Origin of the sequence: Rhizobium redzepovicii (assembly GCF_019793435.1) — a bacterium.
GTDB lineage: Bacteria > Pseudomonadota > Alphaproteobacteria > Rhizobiales > Rhizobiaceae > Rhizobium > Rhizobium redzepovicii.
In genome coordinates, this window is the sequence record NZ_JAILYH010000007.1 from 310,507 (window position 1) to 337,158 (window position 26,652).

The following is a 26,652-nucleotide window of genomic DNA, read 5'->3' on the forward strand; positions in this document are numbered from 1 at the left end:
GCGCGTCGCGATCTTTCTGATTCGCTCCTAGCGCTTTAGGTCTTTGTTTTTACTCGCCTGAGCCGCTCGATGCGCCTCAGGCGATGTTTTCGAGATTTGCCTGGTGGATCTGGTAGAGCAGCGGCCGGCCGGTCACGAAGCGCTCGACCTCGTCCACCGCCATCTCGCCGAGGCGCGCCCGTTCCAGCCCGATGGCGCCGGCAATATGCGGCGTCAGGAAGACGTTCGGCAGATCGTAAAATATAGAATCCGGCTCCGGGATTTCCGGATCGGTGACATCGATGACCGCATCGATGCGGCCGGTCTTCAGCTCCGAAAGCAGCGCCGCCTCATCGATGAGAATGCCGCGCGCCGTATTGATGAGCGTCGCGCCGTCCTTCATCAGCGACAGTCCTCGCGCGTCGATCATATGCCGGGTCGACGGCAGCGACGGCGCATGCAGGGAAACGATATCGGCGCGGCGCATCAATTCGTCGAGCTCGACCTTCTCGCCGCCGAGGCCGGCTGCCTCGGCGGCGTCGAGCATGGGGTCGAACAGCAGCAGCCTGTAACCGAAGGGTTTCAACAGCTCGATTACCCGCCGGCCGATGCGCGATGCGCCGACAATTCCGAGAGTGCGGCCGTAGTTGCCGATCGCTTCGCGCTGCATCGGATAGGTTCGATCGCGGTTGCGGTCGGCGACGTAGAGATCGCGGAAACGGAAGGCGCGTTTGCCGGCGAAGAGGATCGCCGCCAGTGTGAATTCGGCGACCGGCATAGCATTGGCCTCGGCCGCGTGGCTGACCGCTATGCCGGCTTCGAAGACGGCGTCGTCGATGATGCCCTTCACCGTGCCCGCCGCATGGACGATCAGGCGAAGCCGCGGCGCGGCGGCGGGAATATCGGGTCCGACATAGGGCGCGCCCCAGCCGGTGATCAGGATTTCGGCTTCGCTCAGCAGGCGTCTTGCCCGCGCATCGTCGAAATGCTGCAGCGGCTCGGGATCCAGCAGGCGACCGATACCGCCGAGCCGGCGCAGGATCTCGTCGGGCAGGACGTATTCGGTACGAGAAGGCTGCATGGCAAGGACAATGGCCGGTCGGCTCATGGCATCTGTCCCGGGGCTTCGATGGCGCTGACGGTCACGCCCTTTTCCCGCACTAGGGCCTCCAGCGCTGCGATGTCGGGCGCTTTCGGGGGCTTCGTCCAGGCCGAGGAGACGGCAGCGGGATCGTTGAACGCCAGTACCGCCGTCACCAAGATGGTTTCGCCGGCCGGGATCTGGCCGCGCAGCTGCGGCACCAGGGTTTTCGCAACGATCAGATTGGTGTTAGGCTGCGCCTTCTGGGCCAGGCCGGTGCGCCTGACCGAAGAACCGAGATCGAGAATGCCGGTGAAATCGGCGTCGCCGATCGCATAGGCAGCCCCTTCCGAAGCCGACAGCCTATCGAGTTCGAAATCCCGGCGGCCGATGGCAAAGCCGCCTTCAGCGATGCGTAGCGGCCGGCCTGAGCTGATCCGGTGGAGGCGGATATGCCAAGGGGCTGCCGGGACGAGCCAGGTTTCGACGCCGACATCTTCAAACGGCGACCATTTCGCATACAGCACGTCGCCTACGAGCTTGGCTTCCTCATTGGTTTCGCGCACGCGATAGTGCAGGCCGTCATCGCTGAAGGCCAGCATCGAATCGAAGGCGGCCAGCGCAAAGCCGCGTTCGTCGGATTCGACGCTGAAGCCGTAGCGGGAGGAATAAGCGAATTTCGCGTATTTTTCCGTGCCGAAACGCATCTGCAGATTTTCCTGCCCGGAGGAAAGGGCCACGACATCGCCGCCCGTCCGCATCATCACCATGCCGGGATGACGCTGGGGGACGACGTCAGGTGCCTGCTCCGGCGCCTTTTCCTCAGCGGTCCAGAACGGATGATCCTGCCGGATCGCCAGCGGCAGAAAGGCTTTCAACGCCCAATAGGGCGAGCCGGCGGAATTGTAACTCTCCGACATCAGCAGGTTCGGATAGCCGAAACCGATCGACAGCACGCCGTCGCGATCGGCAATAGGCTTATCCTTCCACCAGCGCAGATGCTGCAGGCAGAGGTGTTTGACCTCGCCCCAAGGCAGCGCCTCGACATCGGCGAAAGCGAGCGCCGACCAGAAGCCGGCGCAGGCGAAACGATAGGTCAGGCTGCGGCCGAAGGGGATCGTGGCGCCGTCGGCGGCGAACCAGTGGCGGAAATCCCGGGCGAAGAGGATCGCGCGCTCGCGATAGCGCTTGGCATAATCGTCGTCGACCAGCTTCGAATAGATCAGGCCATAGAAATGCATGGCGAAGGGAATATAGTGGTCGATGCGGCGGACGTTTCCGTCACGATACCAGCCGTCGCCGATATAGAAGCCTTCGAGTTCCTCCAGATAGTGCCGGGTCAGGCTGCGGTCGAAATCGGCGCCGAGGCGATCGAGGGCGATATCGACGAAAATCCGGAAGAATTTCCAGTTGTTATCAGCATAGTCGAACTGCCTGGCATGTTTGAGATAGGCGATGACATTGCCGCGGGCGCGCGCATCGAGCGGTTCCCAGATCTTTTCCGGCACCAGCGCCAGGGCAAAACCGAGAGCGGCAAGCTCGACCATGCGCTGATCGCGGCCATTGACCGTTCCCCAATATTCCGGATGAGCGGGATCGGTGCCGTTTGCGAGGCCCTCGGCGAACCGATGCCAGTGGGCGAAGTCGCCCTTGCCGGCGCCAAGCGGCGCCAAACCCCAGAGCGGGCGGGCAAAGCCTTCAAGATCGGCCGCCGCCCGGTCGAAATGGGCGGCCGCACCGCTCAGCCTGACGCGGGCATTGCCTTTTGAGAAGCAGGCAAGCAGCGGATCGAAGAGATCAAGCAGGGCCCGGCTCATATCGGCGCGGGTTTCGAGCGGATTGCCTGCGAGCGGGTTGGCGCTGGCGGGATCATAGGTCATCGGCGTCACTCACGGGTTTCAGCGTTCACAACGGTCCCTCCCGAAACGGGAATGACAGCCTGGCAGATGTGGCGCGCCGGCGCCGTCCTGTTGCGGAAACGAGACAGCATCAGCGAGATGGCCTCGCGCCCGAGGGCGGCACGGTCGACGCGCATGGTGGAAAGCTGCGGATTTGTCATCAGCGCGCAGGGCAGATCATCGAAGCCGACGATGGCGAAATCCTCCGGCACACGCAGACCGGCTTCGGTGACGGCCTCCAGCACGCCGACGGCGATGAAATCATTCATGCAGAAGGCGGCGGTAAAACCGGCATTTTCAGCAAGGATCGCAGCCGTGCGATCATGGGCCTCGCCGCTGGCGCTGCCCTGCAGTGCGAGGTCCACGAAACGGCCTTCGGCACCGGGAACGGCGGCGATCGCCGCCTCGAAGCCGCGGATGCGCTCCCGGATCGTATGGCGGTGCGAGCCGCTCAAATGCAGGATGCGGCAGTGGCCGGCCTTCATCAATCGGCTCGTCGCCTGATAGGCGCCGAAGAAATTAGCCGGCGAAACGCCATCGAATTGCATTCGAGGATCGGTGCCATTGACGAGAACGGCGGGCGTCAAGGTGTCCCGCAGCCAGCCGCGCAGGCTCTCGTTCGGATCGATGCCGACGAGAAAGAGGCCTTCGGCGCCTGCTGCCTGCATATAGTCGCGCACGGCATCCGGCGTCGTGCGATCCTCGCGGACCATGCGGATTTCGAAGGGCATGCCTGCGTCGGCGGCGCCGGCGCGCAACCCGTCGACAATCGCTTCATAAAAGACGCTGAGGCCGCCGGTGACGCCATCGCTGGCGATCAGCGCCAGCCCGCCAGCAACGGCTTCAGTCGCTGATTTGACCGGATAGCCATGCTCAGCGGCCACCTTCAAGATCTGGCGGCGCACGGTTTCGCTGATGCCGGGTTCGTTGGCGAGTACCCGCGACACCGTCGAGACGGAGACCCCGGCCAATGTGGCGATATCGGCCTGGCGCGGCCGTCTGACTTTCTGTTCGTTCCCGATTTTTTCGTCATTCATGGGGCAAAGTTTATGCAAGTTATGCAAATTTGCAAGATAATCATTATTTCTTGCAATAATTATTTTTTTGCGTAGTCTTTGTGACGAATTGCTCGCAAACGCCATTGGAGGATGGCGGCGGGCATATTGGGGCAAGGAGGATATCATGCAGGTCAACCGCCGTTCATTTCTGATGGGATCAGCCGGAGCAGCCGCCGGCCTCGCCTTTGGCGCGGGAAGCGCCATTCCGGCTTTTGCCGAGGACACCTCGCTGCGTGCAATGTGGTGGGGTTCGAACGATCGCGCCAAGCGCACGCTCGATGTCGCCAAGCTCTATCAATCGAAGACACCCGGCGTCACGATCGTCGGCGAATCGCTATCCGGCGACGGCTACTGGACGAAGCTCGCAACACAGATGGCCGGCCGATCGATCGCCGACATCTTCCAGCTCGAGCCGGGAACGATCTCCGATTATTCCAAGCGTGGCGCCTGCCTGCCGCTCGATGAATTCGTCCCCTCGACGCTGAAGGTCCAGTCCTTCGGCGCCGATATGCTGAAACTGACCACCATCGACGGTAAACTCTATGGTGTCGGCCTCGGCCTCAACTCGTTCTCGATGTTTTTCGACACGGTCGAATTCGAAAAGGCCGGCATCCCGCTGCCGACACCCGACCTTACCTGGGATGAGTATGCCAAGCTCGCCGTCGAACTTACAAAATCTTCCGGCAAGAGCGGAGGCCCCTATGCAGCCCGCTACGCCTATGTGTTCGATGCCTGGCTGCGCCAGCGCGGCAAAAGCCTTTTTGCAAAAGAAACCGTCGGGCTCGGCTTCACGGCCGACGATGCCACGCAATGGTTCGACTATTGGGAGAAGCTGCGCAAGGCGGGCGGAACCGTTGCCGCCGACGTCCAGACGCTCGATCAGAACACCATCGACACCAACAGCCTCGGTGTCGGCAAATCGGTGATCGGCATGGCCTATTCCAACCAGATGGTCGGCTATCAGCTGATCATCAAGAACAAGCTCGGCATCACCATGCTGCCGCGGGAAAAAAAGGGCGGGCCGTCGGGCCACTACTACCGTCCTGCGCTGATCTGGAGTCTCGGCGCCACGACAAAGAACGGCGAAGCGGCGGCGAAATTCATCGACTTCTTCGTCAACGATATCGAGGCCGGCAAGAGCCTCGGCGTCGAGCGCGGCGTGCCGATGTCGCCGACAGTGCGTGAAGCCATTCTGCCGCAGCTCAATCCGACGGAGCAGGAAACGGTCAAATACGTCAATCTTCTGAAAGATCAGGTCGGCGAATATCCGCCGCCGGTGCCGATGGGCGCGACCCAGTTCGACCAGCGCGTGCTGCGCCCGATCTGCGACGAACTCGCTTTCGAACGGATTTCTCCGGCCGATGCGGCGACCCGGCTCGTCGAAGAGGGTAAGGCGACGCTCAAAGGATGATCGATCGCCTAAAGCGTGTCGCGCAAGTGTGCAGCGGTTTTCCCAGGCAAAGCGCGAAGCGCTTTTGCCGCAAACGACATGCATAAAACAAAGAGCTAAGCCGCGTCGCGATCGTATCGCGCGCCATGCTTTAACCTGCGAGGAGAGGCCCGCGAACCCCGGCGGACCTCTCCTTGTTTTGTGGGATCAGTTGCTGACGCTATCGACCACGCGCCAGTCCGGCCGGCCGAGATCGTACGGCCAGGCGTGCACATCCCGATCGTTGAAATAGACGACTTCCTGCAAGTTTGGAAAGGCGCTCTGTTTCAGCGTCGCGGTTTCGATCCAGGGCCGGACATAGGCGTCGCCGCCTTGATAGCCGAGCTCCGCCACCCAAATCGGCTTGCCATAGCCGGCGACGAGATCGTAACCCTGCTTCAGCGCTTCGGAGAACGTCCGATGCTTGTCGTATGCAAGCTCGTCGTAGCGTTCCAGGCCGAAGACCGAGAGCCCGACAAGATCGACATAATCGTCACCGGGATAGTAGTCCTGCAAGCCCGGCTCGCCCTTCGGCGACCACATGATCTGAGTGCCAGGCGCCTCCTGGCGGACGATATCCATCATTCGCTTATAGGCGGCGATATAGTCCCGCGGGTTCCACCCGGACCACGAAAACCGCCCCGACTTGTCCTCCATCTCCTGGCCCCAGCGAACGATCACCGGGCTTTTCAGCTGGGATATCATCTGCGCGATCGCCCGCATGTTGACATCGTAATCGCCGCGCAGGACCTTCCGGCGAAGCTCGGCGGAGGTCAGCCGCCAGTCGACGTCCCAGGACCATGGCTCCACGGTGATCAGCAGATTGCGGCCTCTGGCCTGCGCGTAGGCATCGGCGACGCGCAGCGTCTCCAGATCGACGTCTTCCCAGGGCAGGAACAGCGCTTCGGTTGAGACATTCGATTGTGCGCCAAAATCGCCATGCGGATCGTAGGCCCCGAACTTGATGCCGTCGGCATGAAGTTCGGGGCGTTTATCGATGATCGTCTTGACGCTTGCAGCCGGGTTCGGGGCTATGCCCGCATATTGCACCTCGCTTCGGCCGGGCATATCCGCGGCACACAGCAGGAGCAGCGCGATCGCTGCGGTGGAGAGGTTCTTTTTCATCAGCTTCTTCATGGCTCACCCTCCTTTTCGGGCTACTTCCTGGCTCAGCAGGACCTGCTTCAGGTCACGCGCCTTGTCGCTGACCGAATCCATGGGAACGAGCTTGCGAAACTCGTCATCCCCGCGCACCGACGCATGACGGAAGACGTACCAATTGCCGTCCGGCTGGCGCCGCTGATAGATCGTGTTGCCGATCTTGCGGTGGCCGAAACAAGTGCTGGCGCGGGCCGCACCCTCGGCGTTCGTCCAGGTGGCGCGCATGCAGAGCTGGCCGAGGTCGTCGACCACCCACTTGCCTTCGGCAAAGGATTGCTTGCCCTTATCGTTCACCCAGGCGACGAAACGCCGGCCGTCATCCAGGAAACGGCCGCCGCCGGTGTTCCAGACCCAGGTCTTGTCGCCATAGATGCGGTAGAGCTCATAGGCGCTGAGCGGCGTCGGCGTCGGCGCCATCTTGCCAGCTGCCTCGGCGCACTGGGCCGCCGCTGGCAGACACAAGCTGAGAGCAAGGGCCGCTCCATAAAGTTTCGATCCGATACGCATTACTTCCTCCTGTTCGACACTTACCGGTTCCGCCGGCTCAGACACCCTGTTGGTCCCGTCCCATGTTGCCGAACCCATTCCATTTGAGACGGAATTTCGTGATCTTGGTCTTGCCGCCGCCGAGGCCGGCGCCGGCCACGGCAAATTGCGTTTCGGTGAAGCTGACGAATGGCTGGCCATGGGAAAGGGCTTCGAGGCTGCGGAGGCCATGGCCGCCCAGTTGCATTCCGCCGGTAACCCAGATGGCAAGCCCCATGGCGGTCGCGAGCCGCAGCCCATGCGATTGCGGCAGCAGCGGCAGGCCGTTCTCGATTGCATGGCGAACGACGATCAGCACCGTCAGCAACAGATAGATCGACAGGTTCATCGCGGCGAAGATGTAAAAGCCCTGTGCGGCAGCGGCCTCGCTGGCAAAAGCCATGGCGACGGCGCACAGCCCGGCGAGCGCGATATAAGGCGCGACGACGCGCAGCGGCAGAGAATGCTGCTGCTGCTGTCCCTTCGGCGTGATGCGGAAATCGACGAAGGAGCCGGAGATGCGATCGCGCATGGCGGCCAGGCTGCCGGCGAGCGACCACGGCCAGCGCAGGAAGATGAAGGCGAGCCCCTCCCAGCCGAACAGCTTCGCATCATACGGCCTGAAAGTGCCCGTCGCCCGCCAGAACACGGAGAATAGCGTCAGCACGACCGATATCGGCGTGAAATGCACCAGAAAATCAGGATAGGTGACGTTGACGAAGACATGGCCCGTCAGCAAGGCGGCAACCGGCAGCAGGAACATAACGGCCATGAAGACGGAAAAGAGCGGATACCACAGCTGCGAGAACACGAACTGAAATTTCAGCCGCCACGGCAGATGCGCGATGTAACCGCCGGAATGCTGCAGCAAAATGGTGACGAGGCTGCGCGACCACTGGAATTCCTGGACGACGAGATCGGCAAAATTCGCCGGTCCGTCGCCATGGGCGATCGCATCGACGGCATGCACGCCACGCGAGCCGCCGGCATTCATCATCAGTGTCGTCGAGTGGTCTTCGGCGAGTTCCGGGCCGAGGCCGCCGATTTCACGAAGCGCTGAGGTGCGAACGGCATAATGCGAGCCGATGCAAAGCGGCGCCCAGCCATTGTTGTAACCCGTCTGCAGCGAACCGTGCAGGCTGGCTTCAGCATAGAGCCTGCCGCGCGCGGCCCAGCTCGTCGCGGCGTTGGCATCGCAGATGCTGGGCGCGGAGACATAGCCGATGCCGGGGTCGGCGAAGGGACGGAGGACCTCACGGAGATAGGTCGGAGTCGGCACATGATCGGCATCGAACTGGGCGACGAAATCGTAACGCGCATAGCCGAAATGGTCGTAGAAATAGGCGAGATTGCCTTCCTTGCAGCGCGTCCGGCGCGGCCAGGTGGCGCGATGATATTCCGCCACGCCCTTTCGGGTGGAGATCAGCACGCCGTGTTCCGCGCACCAGCGCCGGGTTTCCTGTGAAGGATCTTCGTCGGCCAGCCACACATCGAAATCTACGCCGATCTGGTCGAGCATGGCCCGCAGTGTTGCGCGGACCACGGCAAAGGGCTCGGACGGCGCCTTGGTGACCACCATCGCCACCCGCCCTTCCGGCAGCCGCGCGTGGGGGCTGACCGTTCTCGCATCGAGGAAGATCAGGATGAAATAGGCCGGCACAAGCGTGATCCAGCCCAGCACGAGGGTAATGAGCACGAAGGCCGTCCAGGAAATGATGTGAGCCGACTGGCACCACCAGATCCAGAAATAGCCGAGTGCCGCCAGCCAGCAGAGGATGCCGAAACCGTAAACGACGCGGTTCCAGCCGGCGAAGACGGCATCGAATGCATCCGCGGAGGCGGCTTTCGCCGTCCTGGTGCGATGGCCGATTTCCGAACCGATGCTCATGCCTTCACCTCCAGCCCGAACGTGGGACCGGCGGTGCGGATGATCGTATCGATATCCGAGAGAGAGGGCGCGAAGCCGAGTTCCGCCTTGGCTTTTGCCGTGTCGGCAAAGAGGATCGGCGGATCGCCGGCCCGGCGGGGACGATACCGGACGGGAACTTCACGGCCGGTCGCGCGATAGATGGCTTCGAGGATCTGGCGCACCGAGGTGCCGCGGCCGGAGCCGAGATTGACGCTGAGCGAATCGCCATCGGCCATCAGGTGATTGACGGCGGCAAGATGCGCCTGGGCGAGATCGCTGACATGAATATAGTCACGCACGCAGGTTCCGTCTTCGGTGGGATAATCGGTGCCGAAGACATCGAGGCGCTCCAGCCTGCCGGCGGCAGCGAGAAGGGCGCGGGGGATAAGATGGGTTTCCGGATGGTGGCGCTCAGCAAGCTCGCCGTCCGGATCGGCACCGGCCGCATTGAAATAGCGCAGCGCGGCGAAGCGGATGCCATAGGCGGCGGCAAAATCTTCGAGCGCCATCTCGAAGATCAGCTTGGTGCGGCCGTATGGATTGACCGGGTGCTGTGGAGTTTCCTCCAGTATCGGCAACGAGGCCGGGACACCGTAGGTGGCGCAGCTGCTCGAAAAGACGATCCGGTCGATATCCTGGTCGAGGCAGGCCTCAAGCAGCGTCAGGCTGCCGACGACGTTGTTGCGGTAATATTTCCTGGGCATTTCGACGGATTCGCCGACATAGGCGTTGGCGCCGCAATGGATGACGCAATCGGGCGAAAACTCTGCAAGGGTCCGGCGCAGCGTGGCGGCATCGGCGAGGTCCGCCCGGATGAGCGGTCCCCAGCGGACACTGTCGGCATGCCCCGTCGAGAGATTGTCGTAGGTGACGGGGACCATACCGGCACGCGACAGCGTTTTGCAGATATGACTGCCTATGAAACCGGCGCCGCCGGTAACCAAAATGTAGCGGGGCATCTCATACGACCTCCGCCTTCTCGGCGCCGGCAAGCAAGCCGTCGAAATAATCGACGGTGCGCGCCAGGCCGGTTTCAAGCCCGATGCAGGGTTGCCAGCCCAGATCGGCCATGGCCCGGGAAATATCCGGCCGCCGCTGGCGCGGGTCATCGGTGACCGCCGGCAGATGAACGATCTGTGAGCGCGAATTGGTGAGGTCGCGAACGATCTCCGCCAGGCGCCGAACCGTGATCTCGGCCGGATTGCCGAGGTTGATCGGGCCGTGGCAGGCGTTGCCGGCGGCCGAGAAACGCAGGAAGCCCTCGACGAGATCGTCGACATAGCAGAAAGAGCGGGTCTGCTCACCGTCGCCATAGATCGTCAGATCTGCATTGCGCAAAGCCTGTACGATGAAATTGGAGACGACGCGGCCGTCATCCAGGCGCATGCGCGGCCCATAGGTGTTGAAGATGCGGCCGACCTTGATGTCGACGCCGTAGGTCCTGTGATAATCGAAAAACAGGGTCTCGGCGCTGCGTTTACCTTCGTCGTAACAGGCCCGCGGTCCGATCGGGTTGACGTTGCCGCAATAGGATTCCTGCTGCGGGCTCTGGTTCGGGTCGCCATAGACTTCCGACGTCGACGACTGAACGACGACCGCACCGGTCTTGCGGGCGCAATCCAGGGTGTTGACGGCGCCAAGCACGTTGGTGAGCAATGTGCCGACAGGATCCCGCTGATAGTCGGGCGGAGAGGCGGGCGAGGCGAAGTTAAAGATGAGGGACGCTTCGATATCGAAGGGTTGGCGAACATCGTGCTCGACGAGCTGAAAACGGGCGTTCGATGCGAGGTGATCGACGTTCACGCGGCGCCCGGTGGAAAAATTATCGAGGCAGATGACTCGGTGGCCGCGCTGTAGAAGCCTTTCGCAGAGATGCGAGCCGAGGAAACCGGCGCCGCCATTCACAAGAGCGGTGCCCAAATCCTTGCGCACCGGCATGTCTGTCACTTCGGAATAGCCTTCGCTGGGAACGAAACTACGCATTACAACTCCTTCCCATGTTTTAGTCTTTTGTTTTAGTTAAGCACTTCATGCCGTCCTTATCCTGTTGGATATTCATTGTACCGACTCTGTACCGACTATCTCAACATGAATAACTTTTGAGTTATTCTTAGAACAACTGAATTACTATTAAAATGATAAGACGATTGCGGATAAGGTCAACTTCAAAAATTCCAAGTATTCGAAATAATTACGCAACTATTCTTTGATGTAACAAATGATTAATCATTTTCTGTCTATTTTACCCTCAGAGCGAGTGTCCAGACCGCGCTCAAGCTTCACTCAATGCAGCTCACCTAGAAGTAACGGGAAGATCGGCCGGGCTGAACCGCACGACCGGCCTTGCATCCGGAAGCGCCATATGCGAGGGGTTTTGGCCATGTTGAAAAAACAAGCTGCAGCGCAGCCGAAAGGCTGGCGTCTATTTCATCTTGCGATGTTTGCCGGGGGAACGACGCTTCTTGCGATCGGGACAGCGGCCTGTACCGTCGTTAACGACGACATAGCCGCCGTCGCGAAAAAGAACGTCGTCGTGGTCGAGGCCCCGCGCGCTGCAAAAACCTATGCCTATCCGGCAAATCGGCCCGAACGCCCGGCTACGCCAACGGTTCGCGTCGCCTATCACGGCTCAGCGCCTTATATCTGCTCTCCCAGCGGCTTCGGACAGAAGTCGCGCTGCTTCGCACGTCCGTCGATCTGACGCAACAATCAGTGCGACGGCCTTGTTTGCGCGTCTGAATGGACGCGTGGCGCGCGAGAGTATTTGCGCCTTTCTTCGGTTCACCAAGATGCTCAGCCTTTTTGTTTTCACGCCATTCCCGGCAATAGCGCGCTTTGCCTGGCAAAATCGCTAGCCAATTTGCCGGACTTGCTCTGGATCAGTTGCGCCACCGGCCGGACATGTCGTCCTCGCCGGCGGGATGCTCGTTGAAGAAACGGGATGCAGCTTCCGTGCGGTTTCGGACGTTCATCTTCTTGTAGATGTTGCGGACGTGAACCTTCACGGTGTTTTCGGAAAGATGCAGCTTGTCGGCGATGATCTTGTTTTGCGTGCCCTTGCATATGAGGTCCAGGATCTGAACCTCGCGCGTGGTCAACGAGGAGATGCTGTCGCGTCTCAGCTTCAGCGCATTGGTGCGCGCCGCATCGACCGATTTTGTCTGATAGAGCGAAGGCTCCAGCGGGGTGTTCTTGTTGGTGAGGCGATTGAGAAGGGCTGACGGAAAATGTTCGCCACCCTTCATCAGCAGATCAACCGCGGCCATAAAGACATCGAGCCGCAGGTTGAGCGGCAGGACGCCATCGATGATCCTTGCCTCCACCAGGCGGCTGACATAGGGTTCGAGCATGTCGATCGCTTCGACGACGAGTCCGACGGAAGTTTCCGGGTGATTTTCGCGAGCAGCCTGCAGCGCTTCATGAAGCTCGGGCGCAGGTATGTGATAGAATAAAACAAGCTTTATATCGTTGGCATCTTTGTCCAGCATCGGCTTTGTGCTCGTTATGCTTGACACCTCACAGTTCGGAAATTTCTTCGCCAGCGCTTCTACCATGCATTCAGAAAACAGGTCCGCCTTGGCGACCACTAGTATAGTATTTCTCGATGACTCCAACTTCCGTCCCTGGTCAGAATTCTCCGTCTCTGAGCCTGTCATGAACATATACGCCTCCCCTAGCGTTACACTTTACTCAAACGTGGAGCGATGGCGGGTATTCAATAGTATGAAATGCCGGCCCCGGATGTCACCGCCTTATTTTTTAGACATTTCTTAATTATGTTAATACGGATTGAGAAGGAAGGAAATGGCCCAAAGTGATTAGTTTTAGCGGGCGAAAAACAACAATATACTAAGCTTTGGTTGTATTTTTACTATGATGCGTACTTCGAGGTTAAATTTGCTCCCAATATAGATCAGAGCTCGATGTAATAGTTCAGTACAGATTGTTATATTTTCGTCCTCAAGCGGATATGGGCCGAACAACCGTCGAATGGCGCCACTCAACCCCGCGGCGAGCGCTGCAAGTCTTACTCTCGTCGCTCGGCAATACCCCACCTGAGACGTCCCATTGCTCCACCGACAGGGGCTAGACGGAGGTGGTCAATCTGCCTTAGCCCGAATTGATATCTATCGGCTCCGCATTTTTTCCAGCAATCTGTGATCGTCGCCAAAGTGGCGGCATGGACGATCCAGGTATCGGCGTGTGTTTTTGGTACGTGGCATCCATTTAGGGCAAATCAACGACAATAAAGCCTGAACACTCCTCATCCTCGTCAGGATGCGGAGCTGGATATGTGCGGCCTTGTACTGAGTACGTACGGTCCCAATACCAACGGTTTGACGAACAAATCGCGATGAAGCTGCAGATGACTGGTATCGAATACATCTGCCGATGTTAACCGCATCGGAGCGAGCGCGAGCAAGATCCCATTTGAGATGAGAGGGATTTCGAAAAGCTGCTCCGGTTTTTTTCTGGAGAGATTTTGATGTCTGACGCCTATAAACACGACCCGAAACCATCGGGCGACGTAACCGAAATCACGAAGGTCGGGGCGCTGGCCGACGGCTTTGCCAACAGCGCTATTAATTCAACTGAAGTCGACGACGGCTCGACAGGTTATGTCGGTGGCGTCGCCAATGGCGACAATCGTGACAATACCGACAACAGCGTCGACGTCGACGTCAAAGCCGAACTCTCCGCCAACAATGGCGACAACCGCGATAACGAATACGACTGGAGCTACAAGTCCGACGACGACACCAGCACCAAGACCACGACGATCACCGACACCAAAACCGACTACGACTGGAGCTATGATAGCAAGTCGTACAGCGACAACGACACCAAGACGATTACGGACACCGATATCAAGACCATTACCGATACCGACACCAAGACGGTTTCCGATAGCAACAACACCGCTGACAGCTTCAACAAGACGGACACCGACTTCGCCGTCATCGAGGACGTCAAAGATTTCGACAACCTCGGCGTTGCCGGCCACGACCTCACCTTCAACCTCGGCGACGACTTCTCCTTCACGCTCGACGTCGACAGCATTCTGAATGACTCGCTGTCCGGCGCGGGCAACGACAGCGGCTTCAGCGCCGTTCAGGCAAACCATCTGGCCGACCAGGACAGCGCCTGGAACATCAAGATGGAGAACGAAGGCGCCCAGAACCACTTGAACGCCAATGCAGGCACCGCCGATAGCGCGGAAGGCATGGAAATGGACGGCCGGGGCTGGGATCTCAAGGCCGGCGACGACGCCACCGGCTCGAGCGCGGCCGATGCTTCGGCGATCCTTGCCAATTCAGGCTTCCACCTCGAGCTCGTTCAGGGCGCGAACCTGCTCAGCAACACGGTCGACTCCAGCGTCATCGGCGGCAATTCTCATGTCTCCGACGTCGGCGAGGATACCGGCACCTGATACTAACCTCCAGCGACCAAGACGAACTGCACCGGCCGGCGCCGGTGCAGTTCGACTGTTTGAAAACGGTTTGACGACCATGGCTCCCGGCGGGGCCGCTTTAAAAGGCCGATCGTCATTTCGAATGGGAGGGCCGAACCATGCATATCGAGAAGATTTCGGAAATCATTGCGCACTTCATCGGTCTCTTCGAGATGACCACCGAAGAGATGAGGGCGCGCACCAAATTTGCCGAAGGCACAGGAGCCGGCGACGATGGACCGGTTCTGCCGGATCAGGACGCGTTTACCGCGGCCTTCACTTCCAATCTGCAGCTCAAGGACTACGATCCCGAGATCATCTACAAAGGCGGCAGTTACGAGATCGAATTTGGTCCTTCGCGTCATTTGGGCCGCGTCTTCGAAGAGAGCATCGAGAAGCTGGCGGCGATTGCCGCAAGGGACATCCCGTTACCGCATTTCGGCTCGCCCACGGATATCGTGCTGTCGAATGAGCCGGAATTGAATGTCTTTGCCGGGCCTGGTTCGGCGATCAGTCATGTCCTCCAGGTCAACGTGCTTTACGACGACGACTATCTCGACATGACGGACGGCAATCATGCTGCCCGGGACACGAGTTTCGTCACCGAGCGGCTGGCGGAGTTCGGCACCAAGGCCGAAGTCTTCACGCCTTTTTCGGATCTCCACCGAACCGACAGCTATGACGGCGCCCTGAAGATCGCCCAGGATCTGGAAAGCTACATCCATAATGCCCGCGATACCAAGGATGCCGCAAATGTCCAAGACGAGGATAGCGAGAGCTGCGGTGCAACGCCGCCAAGCACCGACGCCACGCACGATTTCATCCGCCTCGATCCCGAGGTCAACGGTCCGGTTTACGTCAACGGCAAGATCGAGGCCGAGATCCCTGTCCTCGATGATTTCCTGCCCTACCGCGGTCTCGCCAAGCTCCCGGAAGAACCCGACGATAGCAATTCATCCGTTGAGCAGACCGACCCAAGCGGCAACAGCCTTGAGGTGACCGCCGGGGCGAACTTCGTCATCAACGTCGCCTCGGTGATCAATACCGCCGTCATCACCTCGGTCACCGCGGTGATGGGCGACTACCATCAGGTTGATGCGGTTTCCCAATCCTTTGTCTATAGCGATAATGACGATATCGCCTCGGCGCTGCGCGCATCCGCGCACTCGGCCGAGGAGGCGGGGACAGTCGCCAAGAATATCGCGGTCTTCCAACAAAGCACCTTCGAAGCATCGAGCCATGCCGAAACCGATGCTGCCGATCCGACGTTCCCGACCAGCTGGCGCGTCAGTGTCATCGACGGCGATGTCTCCTTCGTACAATGGGTCGAGCAGTATCACTTCGTCAGCGACAACGACACGATGACGGTCACCACCTCGGGATCCGAAACCACGGTTCTGACAGGCGGCAACACCTCCATCAACCTCTCCTCCTTTTTCGGGATGGGCATGCAATATGATCTGGTGATCATCGGCGGCAATGTGCTCGACATCAACAGCATCACGCAGATCTCGCTGCTCTACGACAATGACTGGGTGCGGGCGGAAGACGGCGCCGATCCCGGCGCCGACATCGAGACCGGCGACAATCTGATCTGGAATTTCGCCTCTATTCACAATGTCGGCGCAGGCAGCCCCTTCGAGGCAATGCCGGATTATATGATCGAGACCCAGAAAGCCATCGAAGATCGCGATCCCAACATGCCGGAAGGGCTGTCCTTCGATGTGAATTTCCAAGGCTATGCCGGCCTCAACGTGCTCTACATTACCGGTAATCTCTACGACATGACTGTTATAAAGCAGGTCAGCATCCTCGGCGATTCCGATGATGTGACCCAGGCGGCATCGACGCTTCTGAAGAACAATCCCGATGCAACGGTCACGATCGACACCGGCAGCAATGCGGTCGTCAATATCGCCGAGATCATCGATTATGACAGTTTCGGCCAGACGACCTATCTGGCAGGCCAGCTCTACTCGGACGCTATCCTCATTCAGGGCGGGCTTGTAGAGCATGACACGACCCAGCCGCACCAGGCAGACGACAGGCTCGCCAACGAAGTCATCGCCTTTCTCAACGACGATGATCCTGCGGCCGGCGATTCTGCCGATGGCGTAATCAATGCAGGGCATGACCTTTCTTGGTCGTCGGCGCATCCCGCCGACGTCATGCAAGCCGTGGTCGCGTGACCCTGAGGATTGTGAGAGAATCACGATGAACCAGATTTCGAAACAAGTCTTTGCAGCGGGCAGCGCCCTCGATTTGAGGTCAGGCAATATTCCCTCCGCTGCGCCCTCGGAAGCGGTGAGGAACGATCTGTGCATCTCTGCGATCGACGAAGCCGTCGAGAACCTTCGTCGGCTCACCGGTGCCGCCGCTTCGTCTGCGTCTTCCGATCGCAGCAAGGCGCCGGCCGATGTTCCAGCAAGCGACGCTGCCCATATGGCGCGCGCAGCCACGGTGCAGGCACCCCTCCCGCAAAAGACGGTGACGTTGGAATCCTCATTAAAAGCCTGGAATGCAGAACCGGCGGCTCCCGCTGCAGTGATGAGGGGCCCGGCACCAACAAAACCAGTGGAAGAAAAACCGGTTGAAGCAACACTGGCGGAGGCATCCGACCCATCGCCGATCGAGGCGCGGGCGACGCCTGAACTGCCGAAAGAGAAAACCGAGCTCAAATCGAGCCCGACGATGCCTTTCGCTAAGACCATCGAAGGCGACAGCGGTCCGGTCAGCGAGACCGACAGGCGTCTCCGCACCGGCGGAGGCGGAAATGGCAAGCATTCCGATCCCGGGGGCGGCGAAGGCGGGGGCGGGGGAAGTGGCGGCGGTTTTCACAAGCGCAGCGAGCCTGTGAATTTCGCCGCCAGCCTCGCGCGCGGCATGGGGGCCGTACGGCGCAACATGGTGGTCGTCATGATGTTCACGATCGCCATCAACATGCTTCTGCTGGCGATCCCGCTCTATCTCTTCCAGATATCCGACCGGGTGCTGACCAGCCGCTCGATCGACACGCTCGTCATGCTCTCGATCGCCGTGCTCGGCGCCGTGCTGCTTCAGGCCTTCATGGATACGGTTAGGCGCTTCATCCTGATGCGAACCGCGGTGGAACTCGAAGTGCAGCTCGGCGCGCCGATCCTCAGCGCTGCGGCGCGGGCCTCGCTGCATGGCAGCGGCAAAGACTATCAGACGCTCCAGGACCTGCAGCTGCTGCGCGGTTTCCTCACATCCGGCACGCTGATTGCGTTTCTCGACGCGCCGCTAATGCCGTTCTTCGTCGTCGTCGTTTATTTCGTGCATCCGCATCTCGGCATCATCATCATGACCTGCTGCGCGGTGCTATTCTTCATCGCCTATCTGAACCAGAAATTCACCGCCCGGCAATTTGCCGAATCCAACAGCTATCTCAGCCGGGCGAATTTCCACCTGGATTCCATGTCGCGCAATTCGCAGATCATCAACGCAATGGCGATGATCCCCGAGGCAGTGAAGATGTGGGGCCGGGAAACGGCGGGCTCGCTGAAATCGCAGGTCGAGGCGCAGGACCGCAACATCATCTTCTCCGGCATATCGAAGGCCTGCCGCATGATCACCCAGATCACTCTGCTCGGCTGGGGCGCGCATCTGTCGCTCTCCGGTGAGCTGACCGGCGGCATGGTGATTGCCTCTTCGATCATCTCGGGACGCGCACTGGCGCCGATCGAAGGCGCCATCGAAGGCTGGCACCAGTTCAACCGGTCGGCGGCCGCCTATTCCAGGATCAAGAGCCTGCTTTTGAACTCGCCGTTGAACTTCCCGCGCCTGCGCCTTCCCAATCCGGAAGGCCGGCTCGATGTCGAACGCATTCTGTTCGTGCCGCCGCCGCAGAAGAAGGTCATTCTCAACGGCATCTCCTTCTCCCTCAGGAAGGGCGAATCGCTGGCGGTCATCGGCAATTCCGGGTCCGGCAAGACGACGCTCGGCAAGATGCTCGTCGGCTCGATCGTGCCCACGTCGGGAAATGTGCGCCTTGACCTGATGGATCTGCGAAACTGGGATCAGCGCCAGTTCGGCGAAAGCATCGGCTATCTGCCGCAGGACGTGCAGCTCTTTCCCGGCACGATCAAGGCGAATATCTGCCGCATGCGCGACGACATCGAAGATCACCAGATCTACGAGGCCGCGGTGCTGGCCGACGTCCACGAGCTCATCGCGGGTTTCCCGCAGGGTTACGAGACCATCGTGGCGGCCGACGGCGCTCCGCTTTCGGGCGGCCAGAAGCAGCGCATCGCGCTTGCTCGCGCCTTCTTCGGCAATCCCAAATTCGTCGTCCTCGACGAGCCGAATTCGAACCTCGATACACAGGGTGAGGCAGCCCTTGCCAAGGCGCTGATCCATGCCAAGAAGCAGGGCATCACCACCGTGACGATCACCCAGCGCCCGGCCCTGCTCCAGTGCGTCGACAAGATCCTGGTGCTGAAGGACGGCACTGTCGCCATGTTCGGGGAGCGGATCGAGGTGCTGCAGGCGCTATCGAAGAACAACAGCAATAACGGTCAACAAGCACCGCGCATCGAAGGGTGAAGGCTATGGCACGGAAACAACAGGAGACCGCCGGTCCGGTGCAGCTCGAATGGTATAGCGACGTGCCGCGCTCGATCCGGATGCACAGCATCGTCGGCCTGACGGTTCTCTTCACCTCGTTCGGAGGGTTCGGCTTTTGGGCCGCAACGGCGCCGCTCGCCTCGGCTGTCCTCGCCCAGGGAAGTTTCGTTGCGACGGGCAACAACAAGATCGTCCAGCATCTGGAAGGCGGCATCATCAAGGAGATGCGCGTCAGCGAGGGTGATACCGTGAGGGAAGGCGATATTTTGCTGACCCTCGATCCAACCGCCTCTCGCTCGAATGAGCGGATGCTGCAGCTTCGGCGCCTGCGCCTGGAAGCCGTCGTCACAAGGCTGCGCGCCGAAGCGCAGGGTCTGCGCGAATTCCACCTTCCCGCTATTGTGACGAAAGAGGCGGGCGATCCGGACATCAACGCGATCATCCAGAGCCAGAACATCGTCTTTCACAGCAAGCAGATCAAGCTCGAAGAGCAGCTCAATCTGATCGAAAAAAACATCCAATCGCTGGAATATCGCTTCGCCGGTTATACCGGCCAAAAGGAATCCTTCGAAAGGCAGCTATCGCTGCTGACCGAGGAACGCGACTCCAAGGCCCGGCTGGTCAAGGTCGGCTATATGCGCAAGACGGATCTCTTGGCGATCGAGCGGGCGATCGCCGATGCCATGGGCGACATTGCGCGCCTGAACGGCGAGATCAACGAGAGCGAGGCAGAAATCGCCAAATTCCGCCAGGAAGCCGTCATCGCCGTCAACTCCAACAAGCAGGCGGCGCTCGATGCGCTTGAGACCGCCGAATCCGATCTCGACAGCGTGCGCGAACAGATGCGCGAGGCTGCAGGCGTGCTCGAGCGCACCACCATCCGTTCACCGGTGTCGGGAACCGTCGTACGCTCCTATTTTCATACCGCCGGCGGCGTCATCACCACGGGCAAGCCGATCATGGAGATCCTGCCGGCGCATGTGCCGCTGATCCTGGAAGCGCAGGTGCTGCGAACCTCCATCGATCAGCTGCGCGAGGGAGAAATGGCATCGGTCAGGCTGACGGCGCTCAACCGGCGGACGACGCCGGTTCTAGAGGGCAAGGTCTTTTATGTCTCGGCCGATTCGATCGAGGAGAATGCGGGCCTCTCGGTCAAGGACGTCTATATCGTTCGCGTCGCAATACCCGACTCCGAGATTGCGCGGGTGCATAATTTCCATCCGGTTCCAGGCATGCCGGCCGAAGTGCTGATCCAGACGTCGGAACGCACCTTCTTCGAATATATCAGCAAACCAATTACCGACAGCATGTCCCGGGCTTTCAAGGAACGCTGAGCGATCCAGCAAACGACGGGGGTCCGCGAGGATCAGGGATTTGTCCGTGTTCTGATATGATGTCGGTAATGTATCATCCCTTCGGGATGGATCGTCCCCTCCGGGGAAGAAAGGGCGAGCATGGCGGCGATGTCGGATGTCCTGCTACGGGTCGGGCGCCTGAACTATGTCTGGACGAATACCGAAAGCCTGCTGATCTACATCATTGCCCATCTCCTCCGGGTCGAAAAAGATGCGGCAATCGTCGTGTTCCTGACCCTCAACACGACACGTGCACGGATGGATCTCATCGAACGGCTTGCAAAGCTCGCTTCGACCCCGCCTTCCGACCGGAAAGCGATCCTTTCGGCCATGGCGCGGCTGAAGAAGGAATCCAAGACCCGCAACAAATACAATCATTGTATTTATTCCTTCGACGACAAGGGAGACATCTCAAGCACACAATTGATGCGGCTGGTCGAGGACGACAAGGAGATCCGCTACGGCAAGATCGAGCAGATGGATGCGCGCGAGATCGACCATTTGGAGAAGTCGATAGCCGAGATCGTCGCCATCAGCCGGACGCTCTGGGCCTTTATCCATGCGAGCCCGCGGATCTCCGGCGAGCTCTGATCTAGTCCTTATGTATGGTGAGTGGCCGAACTTTGGACACCTTGGCGACCTATATTGAGGCATCGTGTTCCATACAAATTGCTTAACTCTATGTAATTGAATTATTTAATAAAATATATCCGGATTCTGGGTTATTTGCCGGCTCAAAACTAATCATAATTAAGCCCTGAAAATCATCCGGACGGCTTATTTGAAGATCGGTTTTTCCCCTTAGAATGAAAGCTCCCGAGTAACGTATGGAGTATTGGGGGGCGGCCATGCGCATAGATATCATCGACACCATTGCCGGGTTCGAGGCGGTGCGCGACAACTGGGACCAGGTCTTCATGGACGATCCCGATGCGCAGCATTTCCTCTCCTGGATCTGGCTGAAGAATTATCTGTCGCGCCGGCGCCGCTGGTTCATACTCGCCCTTCGCGAACGCGATCCGGATGCACCCTACGTTGCTTTTTTTCCCTTGCGCCTCATCACGCATCTCAACGAAAAAACCGGCCTCTTCTACGACGAGATCATAATGGCCGGGAATTTTGCGGCCGATTATACCGGCTTCATCGTCAGGCCGGATTACGAACATCATGCCATTGCCGGCTTTGCCTCGTTTATCAAACATCAGAACTGGACCGACCTGAAGCTCGATTATTTTAGCGGCCCTGCCGGACGGCGCGAGAAGATGATCGAGGCGCTGCGGGGGCCGGAGGTGATGTTTCGCGACAGCTCGCCCAGAAACAATGAAAACATCGACAATACGATCTGCCCGATCGTTCCCCTGCCGGCAAGCTTTGACGATTATCTCGAACAGCGCATGAGCAGTCAGACGCGCCAGAAGCTCCGGCGATTCCTGCGCAAGGTCGAAGGCGGCGATATCTTCCGCATCACGACGGCGACCCCCGAGACCATCCATCGCGACCTGGACATCCTCTTCGATCTCTGGCGGACCAAGTGGAGCACCCGCAAAGGCGCGGAGCGGACCGAGCGGCTGATCATCACCACCCGCGAAATGCTGATGGACTGCTTCGACAACGGCAATCTCGAGGTGCCGGTCTTCTGGCATGGCGACCAGCCGCTTGGCGCGCTGGCGAATATCGTCGACTGGCGGAAGAAGGCGATCCTCTTCTATGTCACCGGCCGCGACGAAAACTGGAAGACGCCGTCTCCCGGTCTCATCCTGCATGGCCACTGCATCCGGCGGGCGATCGAGCAGGGCTTCAAGACCTATGACTTCCTGCGCGGGAACGAGCCCTATAAATATATGTTCGGGGTCGAGGAACGACGGATCAGCTGCACGCTCTTCCGCACCCGCAATGGCCAGAATCTGCATGGAGCGCTCAACCCGCGCAGTATTCGTTTCGTCTATGAACAGGCGCTCGACATGTACCGCGACGGCGCCCGCGGGAAAGCGGAGATTGCCTTCAACCAGGTCCTGCAATCGGCTCCAGGCCATACCGGCGCGGGATTTGGCCTCGCCAATCTGCTGTTCGACCGGGGCAGGCTGACGGAGGCTCTGGCCGCCTATAAGGCGCTCGCCGAGCAAGCGCCCGATCCGACGCCGATCCAGATGCGGCTTGGCGATACGCAGCTTGCTTTGCATCAATACGACCAGGCCGCCGAGACGTTCCGCCTGGTCGGCGATGTCGGGCCGCATCTGATCCAGGCGCATTACAAGCGTGGCATTGCTCTTGCAGCCGGCAAACGGCTGGCCGAAGCGGAGGCCGTTTTCGCCGCGATCCGGGACGTGCATTCGGACGATCCGGCCGCACTCGACTATGTTGCCAAGGCAAATGCCGCCCTCGAACGGATCCAGGCGAGGGCCGAACCCACGCCTCATAAGACCGATGTCGTGTCCGAGACCATCGCCCGCTGGAACCGAGGCTGGCAGCTCAGCGAGCGACGCCAGCCACGTCTGCACTGACGAGATACCTGCCGGGACAATGCCTTCTGGCGGTTCCTGGACGCGCAGCCGCCATGGTCTTTGATTTCGAGCTGTGATCGTTGTTAAAAGAGGCGCAAGCCTAATTTGCAACGCCTCAGTGGAACCTCATGCAGACCAATGCAGATGGCGCCGAAAGGGAACGGCTTCTGGCCATTCTCGATTTCTGGCACAAGATCGAGTTCTTTATTCCCTACGATCTCTCCAGCCGTATCGTCGCAGGTGAAGGGCGAAGTGTCTTCTGGCTGCATGCAAGGACGCTCGACGATGACAGTGCCGCGCTCAGCCGTCCAGCAATCCCCGAGGAGAAGCAGATCACGGGTTTTACCCTGTTTCTCGGCGTTTTCGGCAAATCCGAAATTACCGCTGTCCGCAGGCACTTCGATATGACTGCGGCCGATATCGCCGAATATGAGGATGCCGAACGCGGCGATCTCGACGGCGATACCTGCTTTGCCAGCCTGCAGCTGACACCCCTGGGGCAGCCGATTTTCGAAACATTTTCCGTGTCCACGCTTCCGTGGGCTTTGGGGCGCGTGCGAAAATCCGGCCTCTCCTCGCTCAGCCACGAGGCATTTGCCGACGGCAAGCGGCAACTGACGGAATTGCTTCAGAATTTTCGGACGCAGCGACAGCTGAGATCCTCATCCTTCGACGACGATGCCGATCAGCCGCTCGATGCCGGCGAAATCCTGACGCTGCATGAATTGCTCTGCGATTGGGCGAGCTTCGCCACGCATCAGGAGAAGCCCATTGCCGCGGTTGAAATACGCTACAAAGACAGGGCGGAAAGGCCCGAAATCCTCTCGCTGCCACCGCGACCGGAGAGCCATGCGCCCGATGCCGACGATGAGGATGATGAGAGCGCAAGCGCCGAGGAAGAGATCGGTATCCTGAACAGCTTCTTCATCGAGGATATCGAGCGGGCGATAATGTGCGTCAAACACGGTGATATTCCCGAGCCGCTCAGGCGATATCTCACCCCCCTCGCCCCGGAGAAGCGGATCGATCTCTATTCGGAGGATGGGCGCAAGGCGATCATTCGGGCCTTGCATCCCGGAAAACTCAACAGTGGACGCTGGCTCAGCGAATCTCATCACGCGATGAGCCTCATGCAGCAGTTCGCGATCAACTCCGCCATTGGCGACCTTTCGGAGACCGGACTTTTCTCGGTCAACGGCCCACCGGGGACGGGAAAGACGACCCTGCTTCGCGACATGTTCGCGGATAATATCGTTCGGCGCGCCCGCGTTCTCTCTTCCTTGAAGGTGGCGCGCGATGCCTTTGACGGATCGCCGCGCCGCGTCACCTTCACAGACCGCAGCACCGCCTCGATATCGGCGCTGATTCCGGGCCTCGCCGGTTTCGAAATGGTGGTCGCCTCTTCCAACAATGCCGCCGTGGAGAATGTTTCGCGCGACCTTCCCAAGCGAAGCTCGATCGCCAGGACGTCTTCCCTCCAATATCTGCAGACGGTCGCGCACAAGATCGCCTGCCAAAAGGACAATGGCGCCGCCGTCAAGCTTTCCGACGGCGACCGCCCATGGGGTTTGATCGCCTGCGCGCTCGGCAACTCCAGGAACCGGCGAGCCTTCAAAGAACGGTTCGCCTTCATGGAGATCCCCGAAAGGCCGAACCCCGGCTGGTCCGGCGCGGCCAAGCCGCAGACGATCTGGCAGTGGCGAGAGAGCTATCAGGGGCCGAGCTTCGCCGAAGCATCGTCGGCCTTTCGTGCCGCCGACGAGCGGGTTCGCGACAAGATCGGTCAATATGCGCGCTATGCCGATCTCCACGACGATATCGCGCGGGTCTCACAGGATGCATTCTGCCGCGACGCGCTTGAACGGGTCGCGGCCGCCGCCGCCGACCTTCGGCGCGCGCAGAAGCGCTGCGACCTGACCGCGGCGGAAATGCTCCAGATCAAGGAAGAGTTGTCACATCTGAAGGAGGAGGAACAGCTGCTCGACCGCAGCGCGCCTGCCTGGTGGGAGCGAGTGATGCCGAGCAGTCCGGCCCGCCAGCACCGGCAGAATGTCGGCGCCAATGCACGCCGGCAGCTGGAATTGCGCAAGGCGCTGGCGGACTGTGAACAGTATCTTGCGAAAATCCATGAACCTCAGCGGCAACAGTCTTTGCGAGAACATGAGCGGGCCGAACAGGCACTGCGGTCACGACAGAAAATCTGGGAGAGGAAAAGAGAGGAATTCGACCGTCTGGGGGAAGTTTTCGGTCATCCCACTTTGCCCGGGCGTCTCACAGACCTCGAAACCGAGCGGTTGCAGATCGATGGTCTCTGGCATCAGCACGAGCTGGCAGGCCTGCGCTCGGCATTGCTGGAAGCGGCGTTGACGCTGCACGAAGCCTGGCTGGCGGAGGTTGGCAGAAAAGGCGGGGGTTTTGGCGGAAACATCGTTGCCATCAGCAAACTGCTGTCCAACAACAGTCCCGTCGATGACGAGCACATAGCATTGATCTGGCAGAGCCTTTTCATGATCGTTCCCATCGTCTCGACGACATTCGCCTCCTTCGCCCGACAATTTCGCGGGCTGGGCGCCGGTTCGATCGGCTGGGTCTTCATCGACGAAGCCGGTCAGGCGGTGCCGCAAGCGGCGGTCGGGGCCTTGTTGCGAGGGCGCCGCGTCATGGCGATCGGCGATCCGCAGCAGATCGAACCGGTCTTTATCCTTCCCAGCGCGCTGATCACTGCCGCTTCTGCTCTCTCTGCCCACACGGCGGCAGGACAATATTCGCCGAACCGGGCGTCGGTGCAGATGCTCGCCGATGCCGCCAACCGCTATGGAACGACCGTCCCCGGCGAGGAAGCGGACGGGCTTTGGATCGGCTCCCCACTGAGGGTGCATCGGCGCTGCTTCGATCCGATGTTCGGCTTGGCCAACCGGATCGCCTATCAGGACAAGATGGTATTCGGGCTGGAGAATCGCCGGCCGGCCGGCGACGCGCCGCCATTTTATGGTGACAGCGCCTGGATCGACGTCAGGGGCAGGGTAGCGGGCAAACAGACGGTTGCCGAACAGACGGACTTCATCGTCGATGTCCTCACTGCAACCTATCGCCGCGATGGCGCATTGCCGGACCTCTACATCATCTCGCCCTTCAAGGAGATCAAAAGCAATCTGAGGCAGGCTCTGACCCATGCAGGATGGGTCGATCCGCTCGGAAATATGCGGTCCCCTCCTTTGAGGTTGTCTCGATGGCTGCGGGAGCGGATAGGCACGGTCCATACCTTCCAGGGCAAGGAGGAGGACATCGTTTTTATGGTGCTCGGCGCCGATGCCGATCACAGCGGAGCCGCAGCTTGGGCCGCATCGAAGCCGAACCTCCTGAACGTGGCGCTGACACGCGCCAAACGCCGCTTCTATATCGTCGGCGACCGCACTCTCTGGCAAACCTTGCCGTACTTCAGGGAGACCGCGAATGCTTTGGAGACTGTGCAAGCAGCGGAATTCCTGGCCCGGAATGAGCTGAACTGACGGATCCCGCTGTTGCGCGCTGAATCCCACGACCGTTCCCAGCAACGCCAAAACCCGCCGAGAGGCGGGTTTTGGGGTGTTGTGCTAAGGGAATTTGGTTGCGGGGGCAGGATTTGAACCTGCGGCCTTCAGGTTATGAGCCTGACGAGCTACCGGGCTGCTCCACCCCGCGCCATGGCAAGTCTGATTGACTTGCTTGATTATAACACGA

The 26,652-nt window shown here is 60.0% G+C and carries 18 protein-coding genes and 1 tRNA gene; 9 read left to right on the forward strand and 10 right to left on the reverse strand.

Annotated elements, in window-relative coordinates; translation table 11 throughout:
• Nucleotides 1–76: 76 nt before the first annotated feature.
• From K6N12_RS13915 to K6N12_RS13925, 3 genes are read right to left on the reverse strand one after another with little or no spacing between them, the layout of a single operon-like run.
• A complete protein-coding gene (locus K6N12_RS13915) occupies nucleotides 77–1,087 on the reverse strand; it encodes a hydroxyacid dehydrogenase (protein WP_097628460.1) in 1,011 nt (336 codons plus the stop codon).
• The gene (locus K6N12_RS13920; RefSeq protein ID WP_131710706.1) at nucleotides 1,084–2,940 is read right to left on the reverse strand and encodes a DUF2264 domain-containing protein; all 1,857 of its coding nucleotides are present in this window, start codon (nucleotides 2,938–2,940) and stop codon (nucleotides 1,084–1,086) included. Before K6N12_RS13920 ends, K6N12_RS13915 begins: the two co-directional genes overlap by 4 nt.
• A 5-nt stretch (nucleotides 2,941–2,945) precedes the next feature.
• Nucleotides 2,946–3,995 (reverse strand): LacI family DNA-binding transcriptional regulator, encoded by a 1,050-nt coding sequence (locus K6N12_RS13925; protein WP_131710707.1) that lies wholly within the window; start codon nucleotides 3,993–3,995, stop codon nucleotides 2,946–2,948.
• A 145-nt stretch (nucleotides 3,996–4,140) separates the two neighbouring features.
• Here K6N12_RS13925 and K6N12_RS13930 point away from each other — a divergent pair, with 145 nt between their 5' ends.
• On the forward strand, nucleotides 4,141–5,427 hold the full coding sequence (locus K6N12_RS13930; RefSeq protein WP_097628462.1) for an ABC transporter substrate-binding protein: 1,287 nt from the start codon (nucleotides 4,141–4,143) through the stop codon (nucleotides 5,425–5,427).
• A 186-nt stretch (nucleotides 5,428–5,613) separates the two neighbouring features.
• Here the strand turns inward: K6N12_RS13930 and K6N12_RS13935 are convergent, their stop codons facing one another.
• The 5 genes from K6N12_RS13935 to K6N12_RS13955 are packed head-to-tail and all read right to left on the reverse strand — an operon-like array spanning nucleotide 5,614 to nucleotide 11,023.
• On the reverse strand, nucleotides 5,614–6,582 hold the full coding sequence (locus K6N12_RS13935) for a glycoside hydrolase family 26 protein (protein ID WP_097628463.1): 969 nt from the start codon (nucleotides 6,580–6,582) through the stop codon (nucleotides 5,614–5,616).
• Nucleotides 6,583–6,585: 3 nt separating this feature from the next.
• Nucleotides 6,586–7,113, reverse strand: a complete 528-nt coding sequence (locus tag K6N12_RS13940) for a DUF995 domain-containing protein (protein WP_097628464.1) — start codon at nucleotides 7,111–7,113, stop codon at nucleotides 6,586–6,588.
• A 37-nt stretch (nucleotides 7,114–7,150) separates the two neighbouring features.
• Nucleotides 7,151–9,019: a glycosyltransferase family 2 protein gene (locus K6N12_RS13945; protein ID WP_222148831.1), complete on the reverse strand. Its 1,869-nt coding sequence runs from the start codon at nucleotides 9,017–9,019 to the stop codon at nucleotides 7,151–7,153.
• Nucleotides 9,016–9,999: a UDP-glucose 4-epimerase GalE gene (gene galE, locus K6N12_RS13950; protein ID WP_097628466.1), complete on the reverse strand. Its 984-nt coding sequence runs from the start codon at nucleotides 9,997–9,999 to the stop codon at nucleotides 9,016–9,018. Before galE ends, K6N12_RS13945 begins: the two co-directional genes overlap by 4 nt.
• 1 nt (nucleotide 10,000) lies before the next feature.
• Nucleotides 10,001–11,023, reverse strand: coding sequence for a UDP-glucuronic acid decarboxylase family protein (locus tag K6N12_RS13955; protein WP_097628467.1), 1,023 nt, complete (start codon nucleotides 11,021–11,023; stop codon nucleotides 10,001–10,003).
• A gap of 397 nt (nucleotides 11,024–11,420) precedes the next feature.
• On the opposite strand from K6N12_RS13955, the gene K6N12_RS13960 reads away from it, so the two are divergent.
• Entirely contained in the window at nucleotides 11,421–11,741 is a 321-nt protein-coding gene (locus tag K6N12_RS13960) for a hypothetical protein (protein WP_097628468.1), read from the forward strand.
• Nucleotides 11,742–11,919: 178 nt separating this feature from the next.
• On the opposite strand, the gene K6N12_RS13965 is transcribed toward K6N12_RS13960, so the two are convergent.
• Nucleotides 11,920–12,702, reverse strand: coding sequence for a helix-turn-helix transcriptional regulator (locus K6N12_RS13965; RefSeq protein WP_012559437.1), 783 nt, complete (start codon nucleotides 12,700–12,702; stop codon nucleotides 11,920–11,922).
• 824 nt (nucleotides 12,703–13,526) lie between these two features.
• On the opposite strand from K6N12_RS13965, the gene K6N12_RS13970 reads away from it, so the two are divergent.
• The 7 genes from K6N12_RS13970 to K6N12_RS14000 all read left to right on the forward strand — a co-directional run bounded on the left by K6N12_RS13970 (nucleotide 13,527) and on the right by K6N12_RS14000 (nucleotide 26,441).
• Nucleotides 13,527–14,471 (forward strand): fibrinogen-binding protein, encoded by a 945-nt coding sequence (locus K6N12_RS13970; RefSeq protein WP_097628469.1) that lies wholly within the window; start codon nucleotides 13,527–13,529, stop codon nucleotides 14,469–14,471.
• A 140-nt stretch (nucleotides 14,472–14,611) separates the two neighbouring features.
• Entirely contained in the window at nucleotides 14,612–16,681 is a 2,070-nt protein-coding gene (locus K6N12_RS13975; RefSeq protein WP_097628470.1) for a hypothetical protein, read from the forward strand.
• A 25-nt stretch (nucleotides 16,682–16,706) separates the two neighbouring features.
• Complete coding sequence (locus K6N12_RS13980) at nucleotides 16,707–19,055, forward strand: type I secretion system permease/ATPase (protein WP_097628471.1); 2,349 nt, start codon at nucleotides 16,707–16,709, stop codon at nucleotides 19,053–19,055.
• 5 nt (nucleotides 19,056–19,060) lie between these two features.
• Nucleotides 19,061–20,410, forward strand: coding sequence for an HlyD family type I secretion periplasmic adaptor subunit (locus K6N12_RS13985; protein ID WP_222148832.1), 1,350 nt, complete (start codon nucleotides 19,061–19,063; stop codon nucleotides 20,408–20,410).
• A 120-nt stretch (nucleotides 20,411–20,530) separates the two neighbouring features.
• On the forward strand, nucleotides 20,531–21,022 hold the full coding sequence (locus K6N12_RS13990; RefSeq protein WP_097628473.1) for a hypothetical protein: 492 nt from the start codon (nucleotides 20,531–20,533) through the stop codon (nucleotides 21,020–21,022).
• A gap of 257 nt (nucleotides 21,023–21,279) precedes the next feature.
• Nucleotides 21,280–22,932 carry a GNAT family N-acetyltransferase gene (locus K6N12_RS13995; RefSeq protein ID WP_131711865.1) on the forward strand — a complete coding sequence of 551 codons (1,653 nt, stop codon included), beginning with the start codon at nucleotides 21,280–21,282 and terminating at the stop codon, nucleotides 22,930–22,932.
• Nucleotides 22,933–23,060: 128 nt separating this feature from the next.
• Nucleotides 23,061–26,441 (forward strand): DEAD/DEAH box helicase, encoded by a 3,381-nt coding sequence (locus K6N12_RS14000; protein ID WP_097628475.1) that lies wholly within the window; start codon nucleotides 23,061–23,063, stop codon nucleotides 26,439–26,441.
• Nucleotides 26,442–26,536: 95 nt separating this feature from the next.
• On the opposite strand, the gene K6N12_RS14005 is transcribed toward K6N12_RS14000, so the two are convergent.
• Nucleotides 26,537–26,613 (reverse strand) — tRNA-Met (locus K6N12_RS14005).
• Nucleotides 26,614–26,652: the final 39 nt, after the last annotated feature.

Excerpts from the sequence above, each read along its gene's own strand:
- K6N12_RS13915 (WP_097628460.1), bottom strand. The coding sequence starts at position 1,087 with ATGAGCCGACCGGCCATTGTCCTTGCCATGCAGCCTTCTCGTACCGAA.
- K6N12_RS13920 (WP_131710706.1), bottom strand. The coding sequence starts at position 2,940 with ATGACCTATGATCCCGCCAGCGCCAACCCGCTCGCAGGCAATCCGCTC.
- K6N12_RS13925 (WP_131710707.1), bottom strand. The coding sequence starts at position 3,995 with ATGAATGACGAAAAAATCGGGAACGAACAGAAAGTCAGACGGCCGCGC.
- K6N12_RS13930 (WP_097628462.1), top strand. The coding sequence starts at position 4,141 with ATGCAGGTCAACCGCCGTTCATTTCTGATGGGATCAGCCGGAGCAGCC.
- K6N12_RS13935 (WP_097628463.1), bottom strand. The coding sequence starts at position 6,582 with ATGAAGAAGCTGATGAAAAAGAACCTCTCCACCGCAGCGATCGCGCTG.
- K6N12_RS13940 (WP_097628464.1), bottom strand. The coding sequence starts at position 7,113 with ATGCGTATCGGATCGAAACTTTATGGAGCGGCCCTTGCTCTCAGCTTG.
- K6N12_RS13945 (WP_222148831.1), bottom strand. The coding sequence starts at position 9,019 with ATGAGCATCGGTTCGGAAATCGGCCATCGCACCAGGACGGCGAAAGCC.
- galE (WP_097628466.1), bottom strand. The coding sequence starts at position 9,999 with ATGCCCCGCTACATTTTGGTTACCGGCGGCGCCGGTTTCATAGGCAGT.
- K6N12_RS13955 (WP_097628467.1), bottom strand. The coding sequence starts at position 11,023 with ATGCGTAGTTTCGTTCCCAGCGAAGGCTATTCCGAAGTGACAGACATG.
- K6N12_RS13960 (WP_097628468.1), top strand. The coding sequence starts at position 11,421 with ATGTTGAAAAAACAAGCTGCAGCGCAGCCGAAAGGCTGGCGTCTATTT.
- K6N12_RS13965 (WP_012559437.1), bottom strand. The coding sequence starts at position 12,702 with ATGTTCATGACAGGCTCAGAGACGGAGAATTCTGACCAGGGACGGAAG.
- K6N12_RS13970 (WP_097628469.1), top strand. The coding sequence starts at position 13,527 with ATGTCTGACGCCTATAAACACGACCCGAAACCATCGGGCGACGTAACC.
- K6N12_RS13975 (WP_097628470.1), top strand. The coding sequence starts at position 14,612 with ATGCATATCGAGAAGATTTCGGAAATCATTGCGCACTTCATCGGTCTC.
- K6N12_RS13980 (WP_097628471.1), top strand. The coding sequence starts at position 16,707 with ATGAACCAGATTTCGAAACAAGTCTTTGCAGCGGGCAGCGCCCTCGAT.
- K6N12_RS13985 (WP_222148832.1), top strand. The coding sequence starts at position 19,061 with ATGGCACGGAAACAACAGGAGACCGCCGGTCCGGTGCAGCTCGAATGG.
- K6N12_RS13990 (WP_097628473.1), top strand. The coding sequence starts at position 20,531 with ATGGCGGCGATGTCGGATGTCCTGCTACGGGTCGGGCGCCTGAACTAT.
- K6N12_RS13995 (WP_131711865.1), top strand. The coding sequence starts at position 21,280 with ATGCGCATAGATATCATCGACACCATTGCCGGGTTCGAGGCGGTGCGC.
- K6N12_RS14000 (WP_097628475.1), top strand. The coding sequence starts at position 23,061 with ATGCAGACCAATGCAGATGGCGCCGAAAGGGAACGGCTTCTGGCCATT.